Origin of the sequence: Anaerotignum propionicum, assembly GCF_024461735.1 — a bacterium.
Lineage (GTDB): Bacteria > Bacillota > Clostridia > Lachnospirales > Anaerotignaceae > Chakrabartyella.
This window is the reverse complement of record NZ_JANGAD010000011.1, coordinates 1-16,214: the sequence shown is the minus strand read 5'-3', so window position 1 is coordinate 16,214 and position 16,214 is coordinate 1. Positions and strand designations below refer to the sequence as shown.

Below are 16,214 nucleotides of genomic sequence, written 5' to 3'. Positions count from 1 at the left end.
ATACCATTAGGTCACTTTTGGCATAGTTAAAAACTTATAGAAATGTGAATGTTTCACCAAAAATGTCTGAGATGATTTTTTAGTATTTTCCTGAGCCATGGATACTTCCATATGAAACGCCGTTACTTACATGCAATGCCGAACTTTTTTCCTCCTTATAGGAAAATTCGGAATATCCATAGGTATCCATAAGCTTAAACCTGCTGACTTCCTGTTGGAGCGTTTGTGCTTGCGCAGCTAACTCCTCACTAGAAGCAGAGCTCTCCTCAGCCGTGGCTGCATTTGTTTGTACAACGGCAGATACTTGATTTAGTCCTTCATTAATCTGCTCTACGGAAGCTGCTTGCTCTGTAGTTGCATTTTCGATTTCCTGAATGGATTGTACAGCCAAGTCTGCTTTTTCGGAAGCGGAGATGAGTCGCTTTAATGTATCTTCTGCCAGTTGTTCACCTTGTGATACAATCGTCACTGATTTTTCAATGAGCTCGGAGGTTTGTTTTGCCGCCTCTGCAGAGCGTGCCGCAAGGGTACGTACTTCATCGGCTACAACGGCAAAGCCTTTTCCTGCATTACCAGCTCTTGCTGCTTCTACCGCGGCATTTAGCGCCAATATATTGGTTTGAAAAGCAATATCTTCAACAAGCTTTGTGATTTTTGAAATTTGTTGAGAGGACTCCCCAATTTCTCGCATGGAGACATTGAGGCGTTTCATAAACTCATTACTGCTTGAGATTTCTTGACCAGCTTGACCTACATATTCCACAGCATTATGCACGCTGGTAGTATTCAGCTCTGCTTGTTGAGAAACACTTGCAATGGAGGCATTGAGTTCTTCCACAGTTGCCGCCTGTTCCGTTGCGCCGGAGGATAATGCCTGTGCTGCTGCCGCAACTTGTCCTGCACCGGAATTCACCTGATCTGCTGCGGTACGGATGAGTTGAAGGGTTTCGTTTAGGTCGTTTTTAATTTTCTGTAAAGCTAGACCAAGTGTATCCTCATTTGATCTGAGGGGAACGGACTGAGTAAAGTCACCGTTACTGATTTGTTCTGCCACTATAACCTGTTTACGGATACCATCAAGCATTTTTGTGAAGGAGGCCGCTAAAATTCCGGTTTCATCTTTAGAATCTAAATCACTTAAATCAATATCTACGTGACCCAATGCCAAAAGCTCGGAAGCGTCAACCACCCGACCGATGGGTGTACTAATACTTTTAGAAATCTTACGACTCAGTATAAATGAAAAAATTGCACCTAATAAAATTATAATTCCAAGTATAGTAATCAATATAAAGGCGGTGGTTTCATTTGTGTCACTGGTTTTCTTTGCAGATTCCATACGGTTATCTGTGAGTGTATCAAAGCAGGTTTGCATTTCAGTAACCTTAGCAGTAGCGTTATTAATTGCGGCAGTTGCTTCACTGGGTTTATTTTCTCCAGCCAAGACAACTACTTGTTGTACGACGGGGATATATGTATTATTAAATATCTCAATCATTTTATCATAGGCAGTGATGCTACTGGAATTGGTGATACTTGGACGATAAAGCTGCATTTGTTCTAAAAAGATGGATTCATTTGATGCATTCCTTTGTTTTATCTTTTCAATTTCCACTGAATTTCCAGCGAGAGCAGTCGCATTTCTTACATCAACACGTAATTCGTTCAGTGCTGTCATAGCTTGAATTAGATTATTAAATGGAGCCGTTTGTTTCTCGTATAGATAGGTATCCGAATTATTAATTCTTACCATACCAAAGATGCCTACGCTGCCTACAATAAGCATTACCAGTACTAAAGCAGAAAAGCCAGTCGTAAGTTTGCGAGAAATACTAAAATCTTTAAAATTTTTCATATGTAGGTTTCCTCCTAGATTGTTGTACAATTGGCACTGTGTCGATGAATTTAAATAATTTCATTTAATCATAATTGCATTTTACGGGAGCTTTGCGTATTATTAGCCTTTGAGGTTATAATAAAAATGTTGGGAGTAGACATAAAAGTCGCAGTTTACCCGAAACTAAGATAAAACTCAAATATCAGCTGATTTAGATGTCACTGGTGAAGGTATGACCATGGAATTGACGGTGAATTCGGGAATTTGCATATGCAGTCTGTGCATTTCATTAAACTTATCTATGGCAATTCTTTTTTGCTCCATCAACGAATGTGCATAAATGTTTAATGTGATGCTGACATTAGAATGTCCTAGAATTTCACTTAAAGTTTTGATATCCACGCCCAATTCCAATGCTCTGGTGGCAAAGCTATGGCGGATCGCATGAAATTTTCTATCTCTTACCCCGGCTTCACTTAATAGCTTTTTATAGACCCTCTGGTATACTCGTGGGTCAAAGGGTTCTGCTTTTCCCGAGAGAATGGAGGAGTTTTCATCTTGGGAATCTAATTTGCTTTGCTGCAGCAACTCCAGTAGAAAAGCAGGTAAAGGAATTCTGCGCAAGGAGGTTCTGCTTTTTGGAGTACCCACACTTAGTTGCGTTTTTGCGCCGTCAGAATTAAAGTTTTGAATGCGTGATACCGTTCTTGATACCATCATAATACCGGCATCCATATCAAAATCACTCCATTTCAGAGCGCAAAGCTCACCAATACGCAATCCAGTGTAGAAGCACAGAATAACACCTAAGCATCTTTTGTCTACAGAGCGCTGGGCGGCATACTCAATAAGTCTCTGTTCTTTCATGGTAAAGACAGGTACCTCTTGCTGTGTCTTTACACTAGGCAGTGTAATATTGGTTACTACTGATGTGTATTCTGGACTATTCTTAGAAATTTCCCGCAAAGCCGTTTTAAAAATAGATAGAATTTTTCGCTGATAGGATTTAGATATTTCATTGTTTTCTTTCATTTGTTTTACAAAACGTACCACGGATATATCAGTCAATTGCTCATTTCCAGATTGATTGAAATAGGGAAGCACATATTTATGCATACACTGATAATAGCTTTCATATGTTGAAGGTTTTAAACGCTCTGAAAGTCCATTGTTAAGCCAAGATTCAAATAAATCAGTGGCGCAATTTTTAGAACATGGAGGAAATATAGACACAGGTTTTTCCTGTGGTTTTATGTTTCTCATTTTTTCCCGAACTTCTCTGTAAGACTTTGCATAAAAAGAATAGTATTTTTTATTTTGCATGAGGACTCTGCCTTCCCAACGACCATCCTTTCGTTTATAGATGTTTTCTCCTTTGCGTGCCATTGTCTTGTTCTCCTTCCGATTGACGTAATTATTGACGGCTGATTTTTTGTTAAGTACTTAAAATATTATTAATTTTTGTAATGGATTGGTCCTTTTAAAGCTTTTTAGCACCTACTTTCATCGCATTGACAAGTAAGATTGAAAGATATATAATAAAAATTGTCATATTGCGTCGAAAAAACGAATCTTAGTTTCGGGTAAACTGCGACTTATTTTGTATTTTTATGGAATTGATAGAGGAACGAATCATTTAATTATTTGTTAAAAAAGCAAGTCCGCAGTTTTAGTCTGTGGGCTTGTATTATTTTACTTTACTAGAAGAGTATATCTGTGGATTAGTACATACAAATTGTTGAAGGCTTTGCATTTAGCAAAAGCTTTTTTTATTTAATAATAGAGTTAAAAAAATAGTACGTAGATCATTATGTATACTGAATATTTTATTTGTATTATTATAAGCTACAGTTTTTGCAAAATCAAGTAAAGTTTACATAAAAATGCAGAAATTGTATATTACACTTGAATATTTTTAGGAGCTGGTGGTATGAATGAAATCTATTTTTTAAAGAAATTTATGATTGTAAATTAGTTCTTAAGTTTACTTATTATTGATAAGTTCTTTACATAAAAAGTGCAGAGATTAAGCACATATGAGATGCTTAACTACTGCACTTTGTTTGTGAATATGCAAAAAAAGGTTGTTTTTGTATGGAATAAAAATTTAAGATGAAATAGAGGGAATATTGTAGAAAAAGAATGGCTTTTATTCATTTGAAGTGTGGCGAATCAGTACCTCTACCATTTCGCTAATCATTTCCATTTGGTTTGGTGTTAGGTGCTTCAATTGTATATGAAGCTGTTCCACACTTTCAGGCACAACTGAATGCTCCAGCAAGTCACCTAAGAGAAAATCAGAAGATACATTAAGGGCATTACAAATCTTTAGAAAAAGTGAAAAGCTTGGTTGGCTTCCGCCACTTTCAATTTTTCGAATGTGTACTGCATTCACACCGCATAATTCAGACAATTGTTCAGAAGTATATCCCTTTTTCTTGCGCAATTGATTGATTCTTTTACCAAAAGTATTGTTTTTCATAAAAAAACCTTCTTTCTTGTAGCTTATAAATTATTAATGTATTTTTGTATATTACATTGACGTGAGTATTGGTAATAGTATTATATATGCTACAAAAAAAAATTCAAGGATACAATCAAAGACTGTAAATTCATTTTTCGTGTATATTTTCTGCAAAGCTGATAGATAAAGCCTCGCTTATTTAAAATAAATAAAGTAATTCCAAATTCCGATAGTTGAAAAAGTTTTTCTGCTCTATGGCACAATTATCCTCTAATATTTATAGATTAGTTTACTTAATCATGAAATATAAAGAAGGGCTCTTTGATTGTTTCTTGAGTTTTTTTGTGATAAAATGGCTATAGTTTGATTTTAAAAGTTAATAGGAGAAGATTTTATGGACGAAAATATTTCTTGGTATATGGAAAAACAAGTTGAAAAAACTTTGGATGGATTAAGTAAAAATAATATGAAGGGAATCTTCGTAAAAGATGAAGATGAACTTTTGAAGGTAATTAAAGAACTGATAGCGGAAAATTCTATTGTAGGCGTAGGTGATTCTGCTACACTCTTAGAAACCGGTGTACTTGATTTATTGCGAAATGGGAAATACAATTTTTTAGATAAATATCAACAAGGACTTACCAGTGAGGAAAAAAGGGAAATCTATATTCAGAATTTTTCGGCAGATACTTTTTTGTGTAGCACCAATGCACTTACAGAGGATGGCACGTTATATAATATTGATGGAAATGGAAGCCGGGTTGCCCCTATGATTTATGGACCGAAACAAGTGATTATTGTTGCCGGTATAAATAAATTGGTTCAAAATAAAGAAGATGCTGAGAGAAGAGTGAGAAACTATGTAGCTCCAATTGATGCAAAGAGATTAAATAAGGATACACCCTGTTCAAAAATTGGTCATTGTGTTGATTGCAAAAGTCCAAATAGAATTTGCAATGTATTTGTTACTATAACAAGGCAGTTTGTAAAAGATCGCATTAAGGTAATCATTGTGGGACAGACATTGGGTTATTAAGAAATAGTAGAATAACAAATTTATGATACTTAATTAAATAGATTGAAAAAAAGCCACTATAATCAAATAATCTGTGGCTTTTTTATTTTGATAAATGTTACTATAAAACAGTAGTATTAAAAATCCTCAAGACATTGAAGTGGTTTTTAAACGAGACGGACATTCTCAAAAAGTTTTATAATATTATGCTAAAGGCAAAATCAGTAAAAATTTCTTTTACGGTTATACTAAAGAAGAAACGTATAGAGAGGAGTGTTAATTTGTCACAACAAATTTATACAAATAAATTGATTGAAGAAACTTCACCCTATTTGCTGCAGCATGCCCACAATCCTGTGCAGTGGTATCCTTGGGGAAAAGAGGCCTTCCAAAAAGCAAAACTGGAGGATAAGCCGGTTTTTTTAAGTATTGGCTATAGTACCTGTCACTGGTGTCACGTTATGGCTCATGAAAGCTTTGAGGATGAGAAAGTGGCAGAGCTTTTAAACGATTCTTTTATTGCAATTAAAGTTGATAAGGAAGAACGTCCTGATATAGACAGTATCTATATGACGGTTTGTCAGGCCTTCACAGGAAGAGGCGGCTGGCCTACCAGTATTTTTATGACGTGGGAGCAAAAACCTTTTTTTGCTGGAACCTATTTCCCAAAAGAAAATGGGTATGGAATTATGGGTTTTAAAAGCTTGTTGAGAGCGATACATGAAAAATGGGAAACCAGCAGGGAAGAATTGCTTCGTTCCGCCGAGGAAATTGTGACAGTTTTTCAAAGGGAGAATTCATTGAAGGAAGAAGCGGACTATACTTTAATTGACACTGCCATAGAGCAATATTATAAAACCTATGATGAGGCATATGGTGGATTTGGAGTTGCACCTAAGTTTCCTGCCCCTCATAATTTGCTGTTTCTATTGCAGCAATATGAAAAAAAGGGTGATAAAAAAAACCTTGAGATGGTAGAAAATACCTTAACTCAATTATATAAAGGTGGGATTTTTGACCACATTGGATTTGGCTTCAGCAGGTATTCCACTGATCGCCAATTTCTAGTGCCTCACTTTGAAAAAATGCTGTATGATAACGCACTGCTCATTCTTGCTTATTGTAAGACTTTTGAGCTAACGAAAAATCCTTTTTATCGAAGTGTTGCTGAGAAAACAGCAACTTATATTCTCAGAGAAATGACCTCTTCAGAAGGAGGTTTTTATAGCGCTCAGGATGCGGACAGTGATGGGGAGGAAGGTAAATATTATGTGTTTGAGCCTACGGAAATAGTTAAAATTCTGGGTAAGGAGAAAGGTGAAGCATTTAATAAATATTACGACATTACACAAGGAGGAAACTTCTTGAGAAAAAACATCCCCAATCTCTTACAGAACCATGATTATGCGGAGGATTTCCAAGAAGAACTGCCAAAGCTCTATGAATATCGTAAAAAAAGAAATCAGCTTCACTTAGATGATAAAATCCTTACTTCATGGAACTCGTTAATGATTGGAGCTATGTGCTGGCTTTATCGTATTAGCGAAAACAGAATTTATTTAGATGCGGCACAAAAGGCACAGCATTTTATTGAAGAAAAGCTCTATGATGATGGTGTTTTGTTTGTGAGCTACCGTGATGGGAAAAAAAGTAAGCAAGGTTTTTTGGATGATTACGCAAACAATAGCTTTGCACTGTTTTCACTATATGATGCTACCCTTGATAAGGGGTATCTAAACAAGGCTAAGGAGTTAATAGGAAAAGTAGTAAATGATTTTTATGATGAAAAAAAAGGTGGATTTTATCTTTATGGAAAAGACAGCGAAGCTTTAATTTTGCGTCCAAAGGAGAGCTATGATGGAGCTATGCCAAGTGGCAATTCCATGATGGCGTATAATTTGATTCGACTGAGTCAATTTGAGTCAGACGATAGCTTTGACCAAATAATAAAGGGTCAGTTAAATTTTATGTATGGACAAGCAAAGGAGTATCCATCTGGTTTTGCTATGTATTTGATTGGTCTTTCAGATTATTTTATGCCGCCACAGAGCATTACAGTTGTACCTAAAAATGAACAGGACTTAAAAAGTCTGCCGTTTCAGGCTTCACTAGGAAGTGTGGTTAAGGTAGTAAAAGAATCGACGGAGGAGTATAAGCTTTTACATGATAAAACCACGTATTATATTTGTAGTAATCACTCCTGCATGCCCCCTGTGAATGAATTGGGTTCATAAACAAATGTAATGCTGGGGCGGCATCCTTAGAATAATGGAAGAAACAAGTAGAACAATGATGGTATCCTCATTTTCAAATAATTGGCTAAGTAAGAATGGGGAGTTAATTTATTTCATGTAGTTATTAAATTGTAATAAGAAATCGGCGAAGAAAAGTTTTTTCGCCGATTTCTTATTATATTTAGAATTGTAGGGGCTAATGAATGGATATTTAATTATTATTTTTATAGAGCTAATAACAAATGGAGGAATAGCAGGTACAAGTCAATGGCTATTCCAAAAGCAGTATGGTGTTTTTTGTTAGTAATTTTTATATCCTTTTGTGTGATGGGTGTATTTCTTTATTTGGTTTTGGCAAGCCATAATTGTTTTTGGGTAGGTGTTCTCTTATTAGATTTAGTTGCAGCTATAACAAGCTTTTTAATAATGCTCATAAAGAGGTTATCACAAAATTACGAAAGGAAACCTGAATGACATAAATGGATTGCTCTACAAACTACATTTTTGTTGAATTTTAAAAAATTTCATGGTAAGGTTTGGAAATGCTTTAGTTATGGGTATAATGTCTGAAGGACAAGAGGTGCCGGATACTTAGATATAGGTCAAGTGTTTATCAATATAATCTCTTATTGATAATTTTTATGATTACACTTTTGTGGAAAAGACTTGACATGAAAAAAAGGATTGATTATAATCATTGTTGCAAATGCAAATCATTTCTATTTGCAACTGCTAGAATGGATTCAGGAGGGTTATATAATATGAAAAAAGCAGGCTTATTTGGTTTTCTAGCACTGGCAACGGTGTCCTTTATGCTGTCTGGTTGCGGAAAAGATCAAACCAATGGGGATATTAGTGAAAAAGGGGAAGAAAAACCTATTGTAGCAGTAACCATAGTCCCCGAGCAGACCTTTGTAGAAGCAGTTTGCGGTGATTTAGTAAAGGTGGTTACCATGGTTCCGCCGGGAAGCAGCCCTGAGAGCTATGAACCAACACCGAAAGAGATTGAGCAGTTTAGCAATGCGAATTTGTATTTTACCATAGGAGTTCCCTCAGAAGAAGCATATATTTTGCCAAAGGCAAAGGAAATAGATAATATAAAGATTGTTCCTCTTCAGGATGATGTAGCTAAGGTTTATTCGGATCGGGAGTTGGCTCCTGGGGAAAGAGATCCTCATATTTGGCTTTCTCCCAAAAGAGTTATTGTAATGGTTGAAACCATTGCCCGGGAAATGGGAGAAGCTGATCCTGCAAATAAAGAAACGTATGCAAAAAATGCACAATCCTATATAGAAAAACTTAAGACATTAGATGGTGATATTCAAACTGTCTTAGCAAATGTAGAGAATAAAAAATTTGTTGTATTTCATCCTGCATTTGGATATCTTGCAGATGATTATGGACTGGAAATGTTCGCATTAGAAGAGGAAGGCAAGGAGTCGACGCCTCAGCAGATGCAGAAAATGATAGACTTAGCAAAAAAAGAAAATATCAAAGTAATTTTCTATCAGGCGGAAATTTCCAGCAAGCAGGCAGAGGCATTTGCAGAAGAGTTGGGTGGAAAAACAGTTCAATTGGAACCTCTTGCACCTAACTATACAGAAAATTTAGAAAATATGGCAAAGCTTATGGCGGAGGTTATGCAATGAGTAACACAAGTAATGTGAGCAATAAAGGATATCAAGCAGAAGCAATTTCCATTGAAAACCTCACCGTTACGTACGGAGAAACACCTGCAATTGCAGGTGTTTCTCTTCATGTAAAGAATGGAGATTTTTTAGGGATTATCGGGCCCAATGGTGGTGGAAAAACCACCTTACTGAAAGCAATTCTGGGTCTCATTCCTGCACGGTCGGGAGAAATCTTTGTATATGGAAAAAAAGCGGGCAAAGTGGGGAAACTAATTGGCTATGTACCTCAAATAACAGTACTGGATAAAAGTTTTCCCATAACGGTTCATGAGGTTGTGCTGACGGGTTTATTGAAGCCTTCTTTTACTCTATTTCATAAATACACGCAGCAAGATAAAGATAAAGCGGATACTTATTTGAATCAAGTGGGGATATATAAGCTTAGAGATAGAATGATTTCTGACTTATCTGGGGGAGAATTTCAAAGAATGCTGATTGCCAGAGCATTGGCCGCTGAGCCCAAGCTTCTGCTTTTGGATGAGCCCACGGCAAGTGTTGATGTAAATTCCAGTGATCAAATCTTTTCTCTTCTGAGAGAGTTGAATAAAAGCATTACAATTGTTATGGTGACCCATGATTTGTTTGCTGTTGCTTCTCATGTAAAGACTTTGGCGTGCGTGAATGGAACATTGGTTTATCATGGGGAACCTCAGTTGAATGAAGAAATTGCACAAGCATTATATGGTTGTCCCATTGACCATATTACCCATGGGATACCCCTTAAAACCGTCGATAACCGTAAGGAGGAAATGTGATATGATAGCAGCTTTGTTTCAATACCAATTTCTTCAAAATGCAGTTATTGCCAGCATTTTAGCAAGTATTGTGTGTGGTGTAATTGGTGTTATCATTGTGGAAAAGAAGCTTATTATGATGAGTGGAGGCATTGCCCACACCTCTTATGGTGGCGTAGGCTTGGGGTATCTGCTTGGTTTTGAACCTATATTTGGCGCTCTTTTTATATCTATATTAGCGGCTTTGGGCATTGGCTATATCAAAAGAAAAGGCGGAACTCGCTCAGATGTGGTAATTGGTCTTTTTTGGTCCCTAGGAATGGCCCTCGGGATTATGTTTATTGCCATGATGCCCGGATATCCTCCTGATCTGACTTCTTACCTATTTGGTAATATTTTGTCTGTAACCCGTAGTGATCTTTATTTTATGGCTTGTTTTACATTGATTATTGTCCTGGTAATTTCCGTTTTATTTAATTATTGGAAGGCTTATTTATTTGATGATGAATTTGCATCCATTATTGGGATAAAAACGGGATTTATGGAATATCTTCTTTTTGTACTGATTGCCATATCCGTTGTGGTATTAATTCGAGTTGTTGGAATTATTCTCGTGCTAGCATTATTTACCGCGCCTACTGCTATTGCAGGGTTAATTGCCAAGAGCTTGAAATTGCGTATGGTATTGTCTATAATCATTGGAGGTTTATTTTGCTTTTTAGGTTTATGGATATCCTATGCGTTAAATGTTGCATCGGGAGCAGCAATTGTAATACTGTCTTCAGTAGGCTATTTGCTTGCTTATTGTGCCTCTTCCATCAGAATGGGGAGGAGAATAAAAGGTTTATAAAAATATTTTGTCGGATGGTGATTTAATGGAAGCCAATCAATATAAAGAAATCTTTCGTAAAAACAATATTAAAGCAACAAAGCAAAGGGAGGTGGTATTAGATATTTTGATGAATGCAACTGTACCCCTTACCGCAGAGGAGATTTATGTTAAGCAAATGGAAGGTGAAAGTAACATCAGTTTATCTACCATTTATAGAATCCTCGATGTTTTTGTGTCCAAGTGTCTTGTACAAAAGAGTAATATTTCTGATAATAAAGCCATTTTTGAAGTGATTGGTATGGGACATAAACATCATTTGATTTGTCTTGCCTGTGGGAAAATCATTGCGCTAGATCATTGCCCCATGGGTGCGTATGAAAAGGCTCTGGAGGAAGAGACGCAGTTTGAGATTACCAGTCACAAGCTTGCTTTTTTTGGTTACTGTCCTATGTGCAAACAGAAAAATAAAGGGACTCCTGTAACATGACGAAAATAGACATTGTTTCTGGCTTTTTAGGCTCCGGAAAAACCACCTTAATTAAAAAAAGAGACCTTTGAAGGAGAAGCCATGTCGGTTATTGTAGTGGAACAGATTGAGAATACAAAAAAGCCAAATGAGTATGTATATCCTTATTACAAAAGTACATCAAAAAGGTGTGTTATGAAATATGTGAAATGCAAATTATCTGTTAATGAGGCAGAGTTGCACAATTAGGAGTAAATTAGAATGGATAAAATCAGAGAAAAAATCATGGGAATAAGCAAAGATCCTGTTTTGCTGGTTGCCTTTGCAGTGGCAGTGCTTTCCATGGCATTTGTTCCACCATCAAAAAGTTATTTTGACTATATTGACTTTCATGTATTAAGTTTATTGTTTTCTATGATGTTGGTTGTTGCGGGATTGCAGAAGGCCGGAGTATTTGGATGCATTGTTGACTATTTATTAAAATTCGTACATAATACCAGAGTGCTGGCCTTCGTTTTAATAGGGGTCTGTTTTTTTTGTAGTATGCTGATTACCAATGATGTAGCACTGATTACTTTTGTACCCCTTGGGATGTTAGCTTTGGCTCAAACCAAACAGCAGAAACTATTGATCCCCATAGTTATTTTACAGACGGTAGCTGCAAATTTGGGCAGTATGTTTACGCCCCTTGGTAATCCACAAAATTTATATTTATATTCGGTTTCCGAAATGACAATGGGGCAGTTTTTGGGAATCATGGCAATGCCATCAATCATATCCTTCATCCTGCTAACCGTTTGTCTATTGTTCATTCAACCTGAAGAAATTCAGCCATCAACGGAGTTTAAGAACAAAACGGAGTGGCGTAAATTGATTCCCTGGTGTGTAATGTTTCTTGTATGCCTGTTTTCGGTTCTGCGTTTCATTCCTTATGGAATTGCATTAATGGTGGTGATTGCAGGAGTCATCGTTTGTGATCGTAAAATATTGTTTTCTGTAGATTACGGGTTACTGTTTACCTTTATCTTTCTGTTTATTTTTATTGGAAATATGAAAAATATTCCGTCAATTAGCAATGCATTATCTGCGTTGGTTGGGGGAAGAGAGATTGTTGTAGGTATTCTCCTTAGTCAAGTCATTAGTAATGTTCCAGCGGCAATGCTTTTGTCAAAGTTTACTATGAATTATTCTGCCTTATTAATTGGAGTTAACCTTGGGGGATTGGGGACACTGATTGCTTCAATGGCCAGTGTCATTTCTTACAAGCTATATGCCTCTGCCAGTGGCGCACAGACGGGTAAGTATCTTGCTGCGTTTACCGGAGTAAACATTCTTTTTTTAGGAATTTTGTGCGGCACTATGGGACTTATTGCAGGCATTTGAAATGGAAGAAGGGAATAAGTGAACATCTGAAACCATTTTTTATTATTAATTGACTTCCATTTTCAATGTAAAATTGTATATCCTTTGCCATTTTGCAAATACTTGTTTCGAGGTGATAATAATGGCAAAGGATAGTCAACTTGATCCAAAACAAGTTCGTAAGGAGAAATCCAAAGGCGGTCCTACAATGGCGGAAAGTGCCCTGGATGGAGAAGGTAGAAATAACAAAAAGCAATCTGGCAGCCGCCATAAACCGGGAGCAGATAAAAGCTGAGAAATAGGGGAACACATCTAAAAAAAGAGAAGTAATTTATAAAAAGGCTTTCCATGAGTATATGGAAGGCCTTCTTTTGGGAAAGAAACCATGCAATCACGCGTTTTACGTGTGGATGTTTTTTTGTAGGATACGTACATAAATTGGAAGGAAAGGGATATATTGCAATATTTGTGACATCATCACAGAAAATCAGGTGACTTAATGCTACAATAGTATCAATAAAGATACTTTGTAAAAATGAAGGGGTTGTCACCATGAGTATACTAAAAATAACGAAACAAAATTTCGAAAAAGAAGTACTGCAATCCGAAAAACCAGTTTTGTTGGATTTTTGGGCAGGTTGGTGTGGGCCATGTAAAATGATAGGGCCTATTGTGGAACAGGTGGCGGAAGATACAATGAATACAGTACGAGTGGGTAAAATAAATATAGATGAGGAGCAAGAGCTTGCCCAAGCATTTCAAGTAATGAGCATTCCAACCTTGGTTGTAATTAAAAATGGAAGGGTTGAGAGAAAAGCAGTAGGGGTACAGTCTAAGCAGGCCCTGCTATCCATGCTTCAATAAATCAATCAAAGGCAGAATGTAATACTTCTGCCTTTTTTCATATAGACAAAAAGGATGATGGGGAAAATTGTTATACGAAATGGGTGATAGAATATGAGACTTATAAAAAAGCTTAAAGCCTTGTTGAACCGCTTGTCAGTGCAATTAGTATTGCTAGTATTGATTATTATCGCTATGATGGAATTCGTTTCGGTTTCTGTGTTGATAGCGGATTTACTTAAGAATCTAAACATAAATACTAACCACGAGATTGTAAAGCTTTTTTTAATTAAAATTGTAGTCATTAATGTAAGTATGCTCTTGCTTTTTGTAATAATTGTATTGCTGGTATCACGGGTGTTTAAAAAGATTAATAGCTATGCATTTTACAGTTGTACCACAGGGCTGCCAAACAAAAACTATATGATGAATAATTTGCTGAAGGAAATTGCTACTAATGGATCTTTTGCAGCGCTAATTAGTTTGGATATGGATGATTTTAAGGCGGTGAATGACACATTGGGACATCTTGCTGGGGATGAATTGTTAAAGCAGGCAGGTGAACGTTTTGAGCAGGTTCTAGGTGAAGGGGACTGTGTGTGTCATATTGGTGGAGATGAATTTCTCTTTTTTGTAAAGTCTGTAAAGAATAAGCATGAGACAGAAATGTTTGCAAAAAGAATCATGGAGCGGTTCTCTCAACCGTTTTATATTGAAAACCAGAAAGTGGATTATGTTACTGCAAGCTTAGGTATTGCATTAATGCCAAAGGATGGAATTGATTTTCAAACCTTATTTAATTGCAGCGATGACGCAATGTATATGGCAAAAAGACTTGGAAAAAGCAACTTTGTTTTCTATGAAAAAAATATGAATTTTCATTTGTATGAGGATACAATTAGAAAAAAAGAAATTAAGCAAGGCATCAGGCAAAAAGAGTTTAAGGTTTTTTACCAACCTAAATATTCAACAAATGGTGAATTCGTTGGTGGGGAAGCTTTGGCTAGGTGGATAAAAGAAGATGGCACAGTTTTACCACCCTCTGCATTTATTGAATTTGCAGAGAGAAATGGATTGATTGTGGCGATTACGGACTTAATTGTGGACGAAGTATGCAAAGATAGCCTTACTTGGATACAAGATAAAAAAGAGGTTATCATATCTATTAATATCACATCTGAACATATAACCAATAGGGATTTGATTGAAAAACTAATACAAAAAATCAGCAATTATGGTGTCCCCACATGTTATATCGAATTTGAAATTACAGAATCCATGGTTATAGAGGATTTTCAGAAAGCAGTGGAGAATATTGCTCGCTTAAAATCCTTTGGAATTAGAGTAAGCATGGATGACTTCGGAACGGGTTATTCGTCTTTAAATTATTTAAAAAGGCTGCCTATTGATATACTGAAAATTGACAAAACTTTTGTTGATACAATCAATCAGGACGAAAAAGATAGAGTGTTATTAAAAAACATTATTAACATAGCCCACGGGTTTCATTTACAAGTGATTGCTGAGGGAATTGAAACAGCAGAGCAACTGTTCATACTAAAGGATATGGGTTGCGACATGTTTCAAGGCTATTATTTCGGAAAGCCCATGAACAAAAAAGAGTTTGAAGAAAAGTTTCTATAAAGAATGAGGCTTATTTGTAATTAATTACAAATATAAAATTTGTATACAAGAGCTTGTGTTTGTATTACAATAGCCAGTATAAATCTTTCATAAAGTGATAGCTTTAATAATTGTTTAAATGTGAAAGGAGTAGATAAATTGCGTTTCATATCTGTAGATTCAGAAAAATGTATCAAATGCGGTTTGTGCGTGAAGGAGTGTCCCGGTTATGTATTGAAGCTTGGGAAAAGTGGACCGGAGGAGGCTTTCCCAGAGGCTTGTATGGTTTGTGGGCATTGTGTTGCGGTTTGTCCCAAGGAGGCAATAGACCATATTAATACGCCTTTGTCAAAACAAACCAGCATAAAGAATTTTACGCAGTTAACCCCCGAACAAGGAGAACTTTTTCTTCGCTCCCGACGTTCCATCCGAAATTATAAGGAAGGAGCAGTGGAAAGAGAAAAACTCCAAGCTCTGGTGAATGTTGCTCATTATGCCCAAAGTGGGCATAACCTTCAAGGAGTATCCTATGTTGTGATTGAGGATAAAAGCATACTACAGCAAGCTGTCGCTATTGTAATTGCAGCCTTCGAGAAGTATCATGTTCTTGACCATATTACAAAATTATATCATGAAGAGGGAGTAGATCCTATTTTAAGGGGTGCACCCTGCCTTGTTCTTACCATTGCCGATGGGAGTTTTGAAAGAGGAAGAGAAAATTCCATTATAGCCCTTACTTATTTAGAGCTATATGCACCAACACTGGGCTTGGGTTCCTGTTGGGCCGGAATGCTTGAGAGAATTGCAATGATGGAGGGATCCCCTCTCTTGGAATTGTTTCAAATTCCTGAAAATAAGAAAATTACCGGAGCTGTTATGGTAGGATACCCAAAATACACTTATCCAAGATTGGTGGATAGAAATCCACTGGATGTTACCTTTATCAATCAAAAAAATTAAAATAAGTATCATTTTTAAGCCTTGTCGTTAAGGGATGGTGCGAGATGCTTCCTAACTTAACTCATCTAAATTGCAAAGTCATAATTTGGCTTTGCATTTTTTTGTTCGCTTTAGCTTGACAAAACCACCGGCTATGCCGGTGGTAGGAAAGGT

At 36.4% G+C, this 16,214-nt stretch carries 15 protein-coding genes; 12 read left to right on the top strand and 3 right to left on the bottom strand.

Features of this window, described 5'->3' with window-relative positions:
- Positions 1-79: 79 nt before the first annotated feature.
- The 3 genes from NE558_RS12920 to NE558_RS12910 form a co-directional block, all read right to left on the bottom strand.
- Positions 80-1,855 (bottom strand): methyl-accepting chemotaxis protein, encoded by a 1,776-nt coding sequence (locus NE558_RS12920; RefSeq protein ID WP_256150542.1) that lies wholly within the window; start codon positions 1,853-1,855, stop codon positions 80-82.
- Between the two features lie 177 nt (positions 1,856-2,032).
- Positions 2,033-3,223: a tyrosine-type recombinase/integrase gene (locus NE558_RS12915; protein WP_256150541.1), complete on the bottom strand. Its 1,191-nt coding sequence runs from the start codon at positions 3,221-3,223 to the stop codon at positions 2,033-2,035.
- Between the two features lie 763 nt (positions 3,224-3,986).
- A complete protein-coding gene (locus NE558_RS12910) occupies positions 3,987-4,319 on the bottom strand; it encodes a helix-turn-helix domain-containing protein (RefSeq protein WP_256150540.1) in 333 nt (110 codons plus the stop codon).
- A gap of 376 nt (positions 4,320-4,695) precedes the next feature.
- Here NE558_RS12910 and NE558_RS12905 point away from each other — a divergent pair, with 376 nt between their 5' ends.
- The 12 genes from NE558_RS12905 to NE558_RS12850 all read left to right on the top strand — a co-directional run bounded on the left by NE558_RS12905 (position 4,696) and on the right by NE558_RS12850 (position 16,061).
- The gene (locus NE558_RS12905; protein WP_256150539.1) at positions 4,696-5,337 is read left to right on the top strand and encodes a lactate utilization protein; all 642 of its coding nucleotides are present in this window, start codon (positions 4,696-4,698) and stop codon (positions 5,335-5,337) included.
- 260 nt (positions 5,338-5,597) lie between these two features.
- Complete coding sequence (locus tag NE558_RS12900; RefSeq protein WP_256150538.1) at positions 5,598-7,550, top strand: thioredoxin domain-containing protein; 1,953 nt, start codon at positions 5,598-5,600, stop codon at positions 7,548-7,550.
- A 761-nt stretch (positions 7,551-8,311) separates the two neighbouring features.
- A complete protein-coding gene (locus NE558_RS12895) occupies positions 8,312-9,199 on the top strand; it encodes a metal ABC transporter solute-binding protein, Zn/Mn family (RefSeq protein WP_256150537.1) in 888 nt (295 codons plus the stop codon).
- The gene (locus tag NE558_RS12890) at positions 9,196-9,996 is read left to right on the top strand and encodes a metal ABC transporter ATP-binding protein (RefSeq protein WP_256150536.1); all 801 of its coding nucleotides are present in this window, start codon (positions 9,196-9,198) and stop codon (positions 9,994-9,996) included. The genes NE558_RS12895 and NE558_RS12890 overlap by 4 nt, the downstream gene beginning before the upstream one ends.
- A 1-nt stretch (position 9,997) precedes the next feature.
- On the top strand, positions 9,998-10,825 hold the full coding sequence (locus NE558_RS12885) for a metal ABC transporter permease (protein ID WP_256150534.1): 828 nt from the start codon (positions 9,998-10,000) through the stop codon (positions 10,823-10,825).
- A 25-nt stretch (positions 10,826-10,850) separates the two neighbouring features.
- On the top strand, positions 10,851-11,294 hold the full coding sequence (locus tag NE558_RS12880) for a Fur family transcriptional regulator (RefSeq protein ID WP_256150532.1): 444 nt from the start codon (positions 10,851-10,853) through the stop codon (positions 11,292-11,294).
- Positions 11,291-11,365 (top strand): GTP-binding protein, encoded by a 75-nt coding sequence (locus NE558_RS14695; protein WP_256150588.1) that lies wholly within the window; start codon positions 11,291-11,293, stop codon positions 11,363-11,365. The genes NE558_RS12880 and NE558_RS14695 overlap by 4 nt, the downstream gene beginning before the upstream one ends.
- A gap of 169 nt (positions 11,366-11,534) precedes the next feature.
- Positions 11,535-12,656: an SLC13 family permease gene (locus NE558_RS12870; RefSeq protein WP_256150531.1), complete on the top strand. Its 1,122-nt coding sequence runs from the start codon at positions 11,535-11,537 to the stop codon at positions 12,654-12,656.
- 121 nt (positions 12,657-12,777) lie between these two features.
- Positions 12,778-12,930 (top strand): hypothetical protein, encoded by a 153-nt coding sequence (locus tag NE558_RS12865; protein ID WP_256150530.1) that lies wholly within the window; start codon positions 12,778-12,780, stop codon positions 12,928-12,930.
- A 257-nt stretch (positions 12,931-13,187) separates the two neighbouring features.
- A complete protein-coding gene (gene trxA, locus NE558_RS12860; protein WP_256150529.1) occupies positions 13,188-13,499 on the top strand; it encodes a thioredoxin in 312 nt (103 codons plus the stop codon).
- A gap of 93 nt (positions 13,500-13,592) precedes the next feature.
- Positions 13,593-15,122 (top strand): putative bifunctional diguanylate cyclase/phosphodiesterase, encoded by a 1,530-nt coding sequence (locus NE558_RS12855; protein ID WP_256150528.1) that lies wholly within the window; start codon positions 13,593-13,595, stop codon positions 15,120-15,122.
- A 138-nt stretch (positions 15,123-15,260) separates the two neighbouring features.
- Entirely contained in the window at positions 15,261-16,061 is an 801-nt protein-coding gene (locus NE558_RS12850; RefSeq protein ID WP_256150527.1) for a nitroreductase family protein, read from the top strand.
- The last annotated feature ends 153 nt before the right edge of the window (positions 16,062-16,214 follow it).